Below are 11626 nucleotides of genomic sequence, written 5' to 3' on the forward strand. Positions count from 1 at the left end.
GATGGGCTATCCAGTCGAAAACCGCTTTCGCAGACCCGTCGAACTGCTGTCATCGATGGCCGCGCTTGCCGCAACGGGCGTGCTGTGGTCCCACCCCGCGCTGTTTCTGCTGACCCCTGCGACGGGCGGGGCCACGACCTTGGGGTTACTCACCCTGGCCTGGGTGCGTGCCAGGCAGGCGTGGCAACTGATCCGTTTCCAGCGCAACCTGCGACGCCTGCCGCAGTACGTGATCCCGGCCGCGGTCATCCCGTGCTCCAGCAGGGAGGTATTTCTCGGCCGCGGTTTCCGGTGGAGCGGTATCCACACGCAGCGCCTGTATCAGGCCCGTCTTCCCGAGAACCGGCGACTGCTCGCCCGAAGCGATCTCTACGACCACGCACGGGATCACGAGCGGCGCTATCCCGCCGGCCGGCTCGCGCGTATCACGCGGCGGCACGGATGGTGGAATCCCGTGGCACCACTGCCACCGGTTGGCGGCGATCCAGCCCTGCACGGTGTCGAACCGGAGGAGCGCGATGTCTGGTTTGACCTCGGCGAGCGTGTCGGTCACATGGCGGTGCTCGGCACGACGCGTGTGGGCAAGACCCGGCTGTGCGAGGTCCTGGTCGCCCAGGATATCCGTCGCGGCGATATCGTCATCGTGTTCGATCCGAAGGGCGACGTCGACCTGCTGCTGCGCATGTATGCGGAGGCGAAACGTTGCGGTCGCGAGGGCGAATTCACCTTCTTCCATCTGGGCCACCCGGACCGCTCCGCACGTTACAGCCCGGTCGGCACCTACTCGCGGATCACGGAGGTCGCGACCCGAATCGCGGGCAACCTGCCGAAGGAAGGCCAGTCGGCCGCGTTCCGCGATTTCGTCTGGCGCTTCGTGAACGTGATGGCCCGCGCGATGAGCGCGCTCGGTATTCGCCCAACCTACGAGATGATCTACCAGAATGCGGTGAATATCGACGGGCTGGCGCTGCGGTATTTCCGCTTCTGGCTCGATCGTGACCACGCTGGTTGGGAAGATGGGCTGGAGCCGCTTGAGAAGGAGGAAGCGAAGCAGGCGATGCGCCTGCAGCGCAACCAGGAAGTCCTGCAGGTCGCGAATCTGATCCGTCAGCAGGGCTGGACCGATCCGATCGCGAACGGTCTGCTGTCGGTGATCAGCAACGAGCGTTCTTACTTCGACAAGCTGATCTCATCGCTCTATCCCCTCCTGGAAAAGCTCAGCACGGGACGGACGTCGGAGTTGCTGTCGCCCGACTACAGCGACCCGGACGACCCGCGCCCGGTGTTCGACTGGAACCGGGTGATGGACCGCGGCGGGATCGTATGAGGTCGGTCGTCAATCGTGGAGAGCAATGGCCTAGGCTGCGAGTTGCATCTTATAAAATCGTTGGGTGAAGGCGGCAGGAGACAGATAACCAAGACGGGCCTGCTTTCGCTGCCGGTTGTAAAAGATCTCAATGTATTCGGTCACGGCCTGTCGAGCCTCAGCGCGTGTCGCGAACCGGCAGTGATGCACGAGTTCGTTTTTGAGCGACCCCCAGAAACTTTCCATTGGTGCGTTGTCGTAGCAATCGCCCTTGCGGCTCATCGACATCGTCATGCTGAACTGTTTTGTCAGATCCCGATAATCGTGGGAGCAGTATTGAGCGCCGCGATCGGAATGAACAATCAGTCCCGCCTGTGGCCGTTTGAGCGACACCGCGCTGAAAAGCGCTTGCATCACCAAGCTGCGAGTCATCCGTTCGCTCATGGCGTAGCCGACCAATTCGCCGTTGAAGAGGTCCTTAATGCCAGCAAGATACAACCACCCCTCATCGGTCCATAAGTAAGTGATATCACTTACCCAAGCCTGGTTCGGAGCGCTCATGTCAAATTTGCGTTCTAGCAAATTCGGTGCGACTGGCAGATCGTGCTTGGAATCGGTTGTATTTCTAAACTTGCGCTTCTGCTTGCAGCGAAGTCCCAGTTTAGAGCGAATGCGCCTGATGCGATGAAGACCAACGCGCACGCCGTGATCTCGCAAATCGGCTTGCAGCCGCTCGCGTCCATAAGTGTGCCGAGTTCGTTCATGGGCTGCAGCAATTTGGACTTCAAGCCTTGCGTTCTCCTGTGCACGTGGCGACTCAGCACGTCGACGCCAAGCGTAATAGCTGCTGGCTCCCACCTCGAACACTCGACATAGCACTGCGATCGGATAGTCATGTCGCATCGCTTCGATCCGGTCGTATTTCACCGCGACTCCTTCGCGAAATAGACCGTCGCTTTTTTTAGAACATCTCGCTCCATCGTGACTGTTGCAAGCTCTCGCTTCACCCGCGCCAACTCCGCTTCGAGCTCGCTTTGCGGCTTTTGCGCTTCACCGACTTTGGCCAACGTACCTTTGCGCTCAGCAACAACCCAGGCACCCAGTGTCTTGACCGACAAAGATAAACGGCTGGCCGCTTCGCGCTGCGTGAGCCCTTCAACAACCACGAGCCTCACCGCCTGCTCGCGAAATTCCTTCGTGTAGGTGCCCTTCAGTACTCGATTCATTTGATCTCCGTTTCGCTCATTCTACGAGACATTGATCTCCAATTCTTTCAGCCTAACTCAGTATACGTCGGGCTGGATGCGTTGTCCGACTTCGAAGTCGCGGGCGTGGTCGGCAACGCGATGTTTGCGGATCTCACGTCAACTGCCGGCCGGATCTACAAGTATGGGCATGGTTACGGCCAGAGCACCGCTGGCGGCAGGCGTCGCGTATCGATCCACGCGGACGAATTCAACGAACTGGTCGGCGACGAATTCGTGCCGATGGTCAACAAGGCCGGCGGGGCCGGTTATCAGGTGACGGCCTACACGCAGACGAGCGCCGACGTGGAAGCGAAGATCGGTTCGCGGGCCAAGGCTGAACAGATCTTCGGCAACTTCAACACGCTCGTGATGCTGCGGGTGAAGTACGTCACGACCGCGAAGATCCTCACCGACCAGTTGCCGATGGTCGACGTGAAGACGCTGACACTCGCCTCTTCGGCGACGGATGCGGTGCGACGCGGAGAGGGTGTGCATTTCACGGCGCAGACGCACGACCAGATTTCGGTACGCCCTGTGCCGATGCTGCAGCCCTCCGACCTCACGCAGTTGCCGAAGGGGCAGGCCTTTGCGCTGATTGAGGGCGGTCAGCTGGTCAAGGTTCGGCTACCGCTGCTGGAGGAGAACGATCCCATCATGCTGCCCGGGCTGGATGAAGTGGTGGCCGATATGCGGGCGAAATACGCGTCCTATGTACAGGCAGTCTCGCCGTTCGACGAGGCGGGCGGCGTGGCGCCGGATGTTATCGGAGGCGCGGTGGGTAGTTTCCTGCCGGCCGGCACTCACACCCTGCCGTCGTCCAGCGAACCCTGGGCGGTCGAAGGCAAGGGCGCCGGGTTCTGAGAGTAGCGGGCATGAGCGCGACGCGCCGGGATGGCAACGCGGACGGTGTGAAGTCGTTTTTCTGGATCGTCGATCTGGCGATCCATGCGGTGCTATGGCTGGTGCTGGCATCGCTCCTGTCGGTGCTGGCCGACATCGCGGCAGCCCACTTTTTCTGGCGGGACGATCCCGTGGGCGGGATGGAGACGCTGCTTCGCTATTACCTGGAACAGACATCGGATCACGAACTTGCAAGGCGTGCCGCAAACCTCGCGTACTGGAGCTGGTTTGGTTGGACGGGCGTCGATGCCTCTGCGCGCGCGTGGCATGCGGGGACATTGCCGGCCCAGGGGCTCGGCTCCATGCTGCGGCCCGCATTTACCGGATCGACACGCGAGGTTTTGATCGTGGCGATGGTGGGAGTGAAGCTGTTCGGCGTTCGCGTCTCGATGTTGCTGATGACGATCCCGCAGTTTCTGCTGGCCATTGCGGTCGCGCTCACGGATGGACTGGTGGCGCGTCACGTCAGGCGGGCGCAGGGCGGCCACGAATCTGCGACCCGCTATCACCATGCAAAGCGTGCGCTTGCATTTGGGGTGATACCGCTGACGGCCATCGTTTGGCTCGTTGCACCGCTGTGCCTGCCGGTCTATCTCCTCTTCTGGCCGGTCTCCGTGATGATGCTGATCGCGGTATGGAACATGGCCAAATACTTCAAGAAATACACGTAGGCCGCAATCGGTGGCCCTATACTTTACTTCGACAATGAACGAGAGGGGAGCAGCAGGTCATGCGGCAACGTGTGGTGGTCAGGCATTCACCCGTACATGGACGGGGCGTATTCGCGCTAAAGGCGCTTGAGGCTGGCGAAAGGATTCTCGAATATAAGGGTGAGCTGATCGCGTGGAAAGTAGCGGTCAGGCAACACCGCAAGCAGGGCGTGTCCGGCCACACCTGGTTCTTCGGGTTGACTGACGGACGCGTCATCGATGGTGGCCAACGGGGAAACAGCGCCCGCTGGCTCAATCACTCGTGCGAAGCAAATTGCGAGGCAATCGAGATCGACGATCGCGTTTTTATTCACGCGTTGGCCGCGATTGCACCCGGCGAAGAACTATTTCTCGACTACCAGCTGATCACCGACGAACCGGCCGACGACGAGATCAGGCTGGGCTATGCGTGCCGGTGCGGCGCTCCCGGGTGCAGGGGAACCATGCTGGCAGCGAGTGACTCGTGATACGGGCGACGGAGGTCAGCGACCTGAGGCAACGGGTCGGGTCGTGCTCTCCCTCGCCGCTGAGCGCCTGGCAAGCCAGGCCTCCAGTTCTGACTCACGCCATCCAGTTGCACGTTCACCGATGCGGATGGGGCGCGGGAATTCTCCGCGGCTGATCATCGAATAGATGGTAGCCCGGCAGAGGCCGATTTTCTTGACGACGTCCTTCATGCGCATTACCTGGTCCATTTCGCACGACTCCGGGATGCCCTGGTTATGTTCGATTATCCATGGAGTCTGCTTCGCCGCAATGGACGCAGGGGATCGACATCGTGATGGAACAGGTGGAACAATGAGCCTATTGGCCGTATCAGCAGTGCGGTGTGACAGTTCGAATTTACACTTTGTTACCGCTTTGCTGAGCGGGGCGCAGGATCGGGCTCGCGTTCAAGGACGTCTCGAACAGATCCGGTTGATAGGGTTGAACGGCGCGAGGCTCTGGGGCGCGCTTCAGTGCACTCACGCGCACGCCGAGTAGCCGCAAGAGGCGCTTCAGGGGAATGCGCTTCAGACATTCAGTCGCCGCACGGCGAATTGTGGTTGCGTCGGCCGTTGCTACCGGGATACTCAGGTCACGTGTGACCGTTTCAAAGGTATCGAAGCGCAACTTGATCCCGATGGTGCGTCCGGTATATGCCTTACGTTGCAGGTCCTCTGCGACGCGGACGCAGAGTCGTTTGAAGGTCTCTGAGAGTAAGGGGCGATCTCGGCGTGGGTGAAGATCGCGCTCGAACGTGGTCTAACGGCTCATCGACTTTGGTTCCGGCGACACCACGACTGGCCGCTCGTCGATACCCCGTGCAACTTCCTTCAGCCACGTGGCGTAGCGCTGCCCGAAGTGCATCTGCAGAAATTCCGGTGCTGCGCCAGCAAGGTCACCGACGGTATGAATGCCGAGTAAAGCGAGCTTGTCGCTGGCCTTCGGTCCGATGCCGTTCACTTTGCGCGTGCCCAGCGACCAGATGCGCGACGAAACGTCGGTCGGCGTCAGGATCGTCAGTCCATCCGGTTTGCCAAGCTCGGAGCCGATCTTCGCTAGCAGCTTGTTGGGCGCGATGCAGATCGAGCACGTAAGGTCGGTCGCATCTCGCACGGCCTGCTTGATTGCCGCACCGAGCTCGCGTGACTCGCCGCGCACGTCGGTCAGGTCGATGTAGATTTCGTCAATCCCTCGATCTTGGATCTGTGTCGTGAACGTCGCGACCGCTGCCTTGAAGAGCCGCGAGTAGTGACGATACGAGTCGAAGTCGGTCGGCAACATTCGTGCCGAAGGTCCCTAGGACTCAACCGGGTTCCGCCTGAGGTGAAGACGGATCCTTGGGACGGTTCATCGGCCGGATCGTCAGCATTGCCCGAGACGGCGCGTTTGGGAGCAAGCCGGGTGGAATGCACGAATCGTCGCTCCGTCCGCCCCGTGGCGGGGAGTATCATCACATGCGCGGCCGCTGGAATCTCACGATTAGCCACGGCCTCCGCGCCAGCAAGGAAGCATTATTTGATCTACCGTTATCGCCTGATCGAGAATGCCGAACGAATCGATGACCAGTTGCCTCGCACAGGTCGGTGGGTTGCTGCGGATAACGGCCGATGTCGTTTTCCCTTGTGATGCGCTGCGTGCCGCCCCATGCCGTACCAATGGCGGGCAACCAGGTTCCACCGGCAGCGCGGGCTCGAGAGGCCCAGCTTGCACTTGCCTTCGCGGACGATACTGACGGAAACGCGTGCTAGGGTAGATCAGCTCCGCCCAGGGAGGAAAGATTGGATCTTCACGATGTCCGGCGTGTGGCTGCGGCCGCACAACTCTGTATCCTGCTTGACCAGCTGGCGGTCAGGCTTCCACAAATGGCGGTGGCATCCGGAGTGACAGACCGGTCGAAAGTGGACCGTCAACTGTCCGGTGTACTTGCTGCGCTCGCCGGTCAAGCCGGCGCGACACGACGTCGGGCACGAGGCCGCGCCACTGCGTCTGTGCCCCCGAACGACGCTCGCTACGCTTCCTTTTTTGAATGCACGCGCCGCGCAAGCCCATAACTGGTGGCATGGATCGGTCATCGGGCGGGACACTGATCTCAACGAATTTCAAAGACTTGCCGGCAAGTCGCGAAACATCGTTGATGTGTACGGTTCAATTTGAAACTATTTCCCGACGGGCAGGAACATGATCACCACGGGCGATCAGAAACTCGATGAAACGGCGATCGCGATTGGAAAGGCGGTTGTCACCGACATATTCAAGGGGCTTTGGTCCGCTTCCAGAAAGGTCCCCGCCTGGATCCAGGGGAAGTATGAGCAACACGATCCATTCGGACTGGAAGCGCAGAGCTACGTCGAAACTGTAGAGCGTCGCTACAGTTCGATGCGCATTATTGGTATGGCGCGCCCGGTGTCGATTCGCGACATCTATGTGCGGGTGAACGTTCTCAAGAAAATAAGCTCATCCCATCGACTCACCACAGAGGAGCTAGAGCATTTTTTTAACCGGGACCAGAACAGTTTTGGCGTTGTCCAGAAAACTGAACCAGGTGTAGATGTCGCGCAGAGGGAAGACCGCCTCATTGTCCTCGGTAAGCCGGGTGGTGGGAAAACGACTTTCCTGAAATGGTTGGCGCTCTCCTCGTGGGATCCCACGAAATTCTCCGTACCGCGTGTGCCAGTCTTCATCTCGCTAAAAGACTGGAACGATTCCAACGTCTCGATGCTTGAATTCATCAACGAAGAATTCAGGATTTGTGCGTTTGAGGAGCCCGCAAAGTTCGTTCAACAACTGCTTACGGACGGGCGAATTCTCTTGTTGCTCGACGGCTATGACGAGATCAGTGGGAAACTCGATGAGGCCACAAAGCAGATCCGGAATATCGCTGAGAAGTACCCGAATATCAAGATTGTCATGAGTTGCAGGACGGCAGCTTATACCTATGTCTTTCAGGACTTCGTGGATGTAGAGCTGGCAGATTTTAGCACCCTGGAGGTTGAGAACTTCGTATCGAACTGGTTTTCCGATGATCCACGCAAGGCGACGATGTTTCTCTCTGAACTCAAGCTCGACAAGAACCAGTCTATCGCCAGGCTGTGTGCAACGCCCCTGCTACTGACGCTGATGTGTCTCGCGTTCGACGAAGCAATGACGTTCCCGGCGAATCGCGCGGAGCTATACAAGGAAGCCCTCGATGCCCTGCTAAAAAAATGGGATTCCTCTCGTGCGATTCGCAGAAATACTGCTTATCGAAATTTGTCGCTCGCAAAAAAAGAACTGTTGCTCAGTCGGATAGCAGCAAAGACGTTTTCCGAGGGTCGATATTTTTTTCGCCAGGCTGAGCTGGAAGCAGAGATTTCCTCCTTCATGAAGAATCTCAGGGCTCCCAGGGAGAGGGAGGAGTTCGACTATGATGCGACCGAGGTTTTGAAGGAAATCGAAGCGCAGCATGGACTTCTTGTAGAGCGTGCATTCCATGTTTATTCATTTTCGCATTTGACGTTTCAGGAATTTTTCACCGCGAGAAACATCACAGAAAACACAAACCGGGAATCGCCAATGACGCTGGTGGACAAGCACTTGGTGGATCCTCGATGGCGTGAAGTCTTTATCCTGACAACGGGCCTCCTTGCGGAGGCCGATGACTTTGTCAGGCGAATTCGCCAGAGAATGGGCGAATTCGCGCGCAGTGCCCGGCTATCCCGTACCCTGAATGATATTTCGTCGCTGGTTGTCAGGGCGCGCGCCGGTGTGCCGCTTCCTGTGCGAAGAGCCCTGGCGGTCAGATTTGTGATGGACCGGCTTCGCGAGAAGGATATCGAATTCAAGCCGGCATACAGCGCGGCCCAGGAAATGCTCGCTGATATTCAAAAGGAATTCGGGAAAATCTCGAATGTCGACATGGAGACAATCAAATCGCTCGAGATTGGTCTTCAGTCTGGTCGGGACAGCGTCGATGCTGTGGTGAAAAGCATTCTGGACGCATCGTCGTCTTCCGGCCAGACCATCAAAGTCTATATCCAGATGACAAGGCTGTTGGTTAACTGCCTGAATGTGGATGCCTATATCACTGCGAACGTAAGGAAAGACATCGTCGAGAGCCTTTTTCTCGAGGACTGACAGCCGGCTGCGGCCCGATTAAAATCGCGCCTATAGCTACCAGCCGATGCGCTGCTTCTCTTCCGTTTCGCGATGCCGGCGTGTGTCAAGCAAGTTGTCACCTCATTCATGCAGCCAGAGGCTGTTTATTTGCGCCGATCGACGCCATCTCAATGACTGAGTCACGTTCGAGGTTATGACCTGCCGGGCGATTTTCGGACCAGTTGAAACTTGAGAGAATGGCTTCCAACGGAGAAAGGAAGTCATGAAGAAGAGCCGGTTCACGGAAGAGCTTATGGTCACGATTCTGCACGAGGCGTACGGGCTTATCTCGCAACACGGTGCGCAGCTGGCTGCGGCAGACCGATGCGGTCGAACCGAAGTATCCAAAGCGCGTCAGCCTGAGCGTCGTTGACGAGTGGGCCGCACAACTAACGGGCTGGCCGCGGGCGGACAGTCGTCGCCCAAAGCGCGACCGGCGCATCGCACGGTTCATGTTCGAAGCGATTCGCGGTGAGGGTTATCTGCACGCCGACGACGTGCCTGCGGCAGCATCTCGTGACTCTGGGTAGGATAGGCGACGAGCCAGAACGCACGACTAGCGTTGAGTTTGACGTGGGCGACCTCCAGGCGCCGCACGCCACCGATGAAGGCGTATTCGCAGCTTCAGTCGAACTGGAACGCTTCGCCGGGCTCGAACGCGAGTGGCACATAGGCCTTTCTGCGTGGCACTTCGGCCTGCTCCTCATCTGTGCGATTCATAGATATCATCGAAGACCTTTGAAGCCGGGATGATAGCGGTTGCTTATTGTGTCCGCATTTTGATTCAATAGCTTGGCCTTTTTTGCAGTGAATTCATAGTCCGACGACACCTTTTGTGAGTTCGATATCAGGTTCGTCAGGCGATACTGTGTCGTGTGACTTCGGATTGATTCGACAATCACGTCGCCGGTCTTCGTGGTAAAGATTGGTATGTTTAGCTCGTGGAGGATCGAGCGGATCTCATCGCATGGGTGATTGTATTGGTTGTCGTAATTTGATGTGCAGATCGCGATTGACGGGCGGACTTCTTCCAGAAATTTTTTCGTTGTTATTTCACTGGGTGCTCCATGGTGGGGTAGCACCAGGACGTCTACTTCGCTACGAAATATCCGGCAACTCCGAAGATACGCGCCAATGTTGCTGTGCTCCACATCTCCAAGGCTCGCAACATTGAAGGCGCCGGTACGGAAAACCTTGACTGTAGAATTGTTGTTTGAGTTGTTCTCGTAGATTTTCTTAGGGTGATAAAAGAGATCTTGATAGCCAAGATTCTTGGCTTTCCCCAACGATTCGATGTAGGAAGGCGTGACCTGAATCGTCGAGATGGGCCTGATCGTCTTCTTCTTCCATCGATAATCGTTGATCAGCTTCAGGCTGGTTCTTGCGCTTTCAGTATGCGGTTCGTAGCCGGGAAACTCGATCTTTCGCGGCTTCAAATTGTCCAGAATCCACTCTAGATCTCCCGGATTGCAGTGGTCAACGTCCCAGCTCGTGATATGGAGCGTGTCGATCGTATCTTTATTGCATAACGCCAGTTCGTGAGTCAACGTTTTGTAGCTGTATTCTTGCGTGCGTCGCGCTTCTATCAGCGTAAAATGCCCGTCTGCCCAATATGAATAAGAAGAACCTGCTTCGCCAATCTGATATGCACGAAACCTCGTGCGCACGCCTTTAAGCCCTACGTCCCCACGCGCTCTGTCGGTCCAAGGATTTACGCTCATTCAGTGCTCCACAAAGTGTCGGTTTGGCTTTTTTATTTACTGCACATCGGAAATCCAGCTGGCCGTCGTCGCGCAGTGAAGCCTTCGATCGCTGTAAGCTAAGCCCCAATGGCTTGGTAGCAGGCGCATCTGGCAGGACGATGTCTGGCCGTTTCTTGCTCCGCAGAGCATATGGTCAACGCTGGACCGCTGCCGATGCCACTAACGGCAATATTTCCTGATTATTTTTGAGAACCACGTGCTGGCTTAAGGGTGCCGGTTCGGTGCCCCAATGCTGCAGCCCATATCGCTTGATCGTGTAGAAAAGAAGGGCCTGCCGACATTCAAGCCTGATTTCGCCATCTACCATTCCGTAGTCCAGCTCGATGGCTCGTTGCTGGGCATCCGGAAGTGCGGGATTGGCTGCAAGAACAAGCCCCAGAATCGTGTTCCATTCGTGGTCATCGCTGACGGTGGGGCCCGCTTTTTCATGATCCTGAATGGCCAATATCCGTCCGAGCACGAAATCAAGGAACCTCGAACGGGAATGACAGTACGCCCGGACATGCCAGCGAAATCCGTCGTGAGCCAGCGCGTGAGGGGTGATTACCCGCGATGTCGGCTCAGGCGAGGACATGGATTGATACAGCACTCGAATGCCTGACACGTCACGCATCGCTGAAATCAGGCTTGCAAGAATCGTAGCGGGAACCACACGGCCGACCAGCGGCACGCTTGCTGTAGGTGGCCGCCAACCAACAAAGGCAGATTCCGGTTCAAGACGCCCGGCAGCTAGCGCGCCCAAGTCGTCAAGATATCGCTGGGAATGCGTCGATGTAACCAAGGGCCGAAACTCTGGCGTTACGAGGTATGTCCTCGAACTTCGGTCATAGACGAGATTGCCGGGCGCCATGTCCATGTAGCGTGCCAGATCAAGGGACGCCTGAGGGATTGAAATGTTGAAGAAATCCGTCAGGTTGCTTCGGTTGATCCGCCCGTCCCACTGGAGCCGGTAGTCGATGAACGCCAGTCGACGATCTTGCCCCCATCGGGTGCTGACCTTCGGTTGGGGCTCATTGGGAGAAGCGGGGTTGGCTTGGTCAGTCATGGTGAGACCATACCATAAGAATAAAAATTAGACGA

Annotated in this window: 8 protein-coding genes and 4 pseudogenes; 5 read left to right on the top strand and 7 right to left on the bottom strand. The window is 57.6% G+C overall.

Going from position 1 to position 11626, the window contains the following annotated elements:
* Position 1: 1 nt before the first annotated feature.
* Positions 2-1324, top strand: a pseudogene (gene traD / locus P9292_RS33790) (conjugative transfer system coupling protein TraD); the annotation flags it as partial.
* Positions 1325-1357: 33 nt separating this feature from the next.
* On the opposite strand, the gene P9292_RS33795 reads toward traD, so the two are convergent.
* A protein-coding gene (locus tag P9292_RS33795) for an IS3 family transposase (protein WP_309961939.1) occupies positions 1358-2532 on the bottom strand; the annotation gives its coding sequence in 2 pieces (ribosomal slippage) (positions 1358-2259 and positions 2259-2532; 1176 coding nt in all).
* 60 nt (positions 2533-2592) lie between these two features.
* Between P9292_RS33795 and P9292_RS33800 the strand changes: the two are divergent.
* From P9292_RS33800 to P9292_RS33810, 3 genes and pseudogenes are all read left to right on the top strand, one after another.
* Positions 2593-3414, top strand: a pseudogene (locus P9292_RS33800) (TraM recognition domain-containing protein); the annotation flags it as partial.
* An 11-nt stretch (positions 3415-3425) separates the two neighbouring features.
* Positions 3426-4124: a DUF4400 domain-containing protein gene (locus P9292_RS33805; protein WP_309963508.1), complete on the top strand. Its 699-nt coding sequence runs from the start codon at positions 3426-3428 to the stop codon at positions 4122-4124.
* Positions 4125-4183: 59 nt separating this feature from the next.
* The gene (locus P9292_RS33810) at positions 4184-4630 is read left to right on the top strand and encodes an SET domain-containing protein-lysine N-methyltransferase (protein ID WP_309963510.1); all 447 of its coding nucleotides are present in this window, start codon (positions 4184-4186) and stop codon (positions 4628-4630) included.
* Positions 4631-4645: 15 nt separating this feature from the next.
* On the opposite strand, the gene P9292_RS33815 is transcribed toward P9292_RS33810, so the two are convergent.
* Positions 4646-4858, bottom strand: coding sequence for an AlpA family transcriptional regulator (locus P9292_RS33815; protein ID WP_309963512.1), 213 nt, complete (start codon positions 4856-4858; stop codon positions 4646-4648).
* 148 nt (positions 4859-5006) lie between these two features.
* Positions 5007-5942 (bottom strand): annotated as a pseudogene (locus P9292_RS33820) (Y-family DNA polymerase); the annotation flags it as partial.
* An 885-nt stretch (positions 5943-6827) separates the two neighbouring features.
* Here P9292_RS33820 and P9292_RS33825 point away from each other — a divergent pair.
* On the top strand, positions 6828-8762 hold the full coding sequence (locus P9292_RS33825; protein WP_309963514.1) for an NACHT domain-containing protein: 1935 nt from the start codon (positions 6828-6830) through the stop codon (positions 8760-8762).
* Between the two features lie 106 nt (positions 8763-8868).
* On the opposite strand, the gene P9292_RS43340 is transcribed toward P9292_RS33825, so the two are convergent.
* The 4 genes and pseudogenes from P9292_RS43340 to P9292_RS33845 all read right to left on the bottom strand — a co-directional run bounded on the left by P9292_RS43340 (position 8869) and on the right by P9292_RS33845 (position 11591).
* Entirely contained in the window at positions 8869-9237 is a 369-nt protein-coding gene (locus tag P9292_RS43340; protein WP_409015300.1) for a hypothetical protein, read from the bottom strand.
* A gap of 35 nt (positions 9238-9272) precedes the next feature.
* Positions 9273-9467 (bottom strand): annotated as a pseudogene (locus tag P9292_RS33835) (IS21 family transposase); the annotation flags it as partial.
* 41 nt (positions 9468-9508) lie between these two features.
* The gene (locus tag P9292_RS33840; protein ID WP_309963516.1) at positions 9509-10504 is read right to left on the bottom strand and encodes a hypothetical protein; all 996 of its coding nucleotides are present in this window, start codon (positions 10502-10504) and stop codon (positions 9509-9511) included.
* A 175-nt stretch (positions 10505-10679) separates the two neighbouring features.
* Positions 10680-11591, bottom strand: coding sequence for a WYL domain-containing protein (locus P9292_RS33845; protein WP_309963518.1), 912 nt, complete (start codon positions 11589-11591; stop codon positions 10680-10682).
* Between the last annotated feature and the right edge of the window lie 35 nt (positions 11592-11626).

The sequence above is a fragment of the Caballeronia sp. LZ001 genome, from assembly GCF_031450875.1.
Classification (GTDB): domain Bacteria; phylum Pseudomonadota; class Gammaproteobacteria; order Burkholderiales; family Burkholderiaceae; genus Caballeronia.

What these genes read in the sequence shown, in the direction of transcription:
- P9292_RS33805 (WP_309963508.1), top strand. Translation starts at nt 3,426, where the DNA reads ATGAGCGCGACGCGCCGGGATGGCAACGCGGACGGTGTGAAGTCGTTT.
- P9292_RS33810 (WP_309963510.1), top strand. Translation starts at nt 4,184, where the DNA reads ATGCGGCAACGTGTGGTGGTCAGGCATTCACCCGTACATGGACGGGGC.
- P9292_RS33815 (WP_309963512.1), bottom strand. Translation starts at nt 4,858, where the DNA reads ATGGACCAGGTAATGCGCATGAAGGACGTCGTCAAGAAAATCGGCCTC.
- P9292_RS33825 (WP_309963514.1), top strand. Translation starts at nt 6,828, where the DNA reads ATGATCACCACGGGCGATCAGAAACTCGATGAAACGGCGATCGCGATT.
- P9292_RS43340 (WP_409015300.1), bottom strand. Translation starts at nt 9,237, where the DNA reads ATGAACCGTGCGATGCGCCGGTCGCGCTTTGGGCGACGACTGTCCGCC.
- P9292_RS33840 (WP_309963516.1), bottom strand. Translation starts at nt 10,504, where the DNA reads ATGAGCGTAAATCCTTGGACCGACAGAGCGCGTGGGGACGTAGGGCTT.
- P9292_RS33845 (WP_309963518.1), bottom strand. Translation starts at nt 11,591, where the DNA reads ATGACTGACCAAGCCAACCCCGCTTCTCCCAATGAGCCCCAACCGAAG.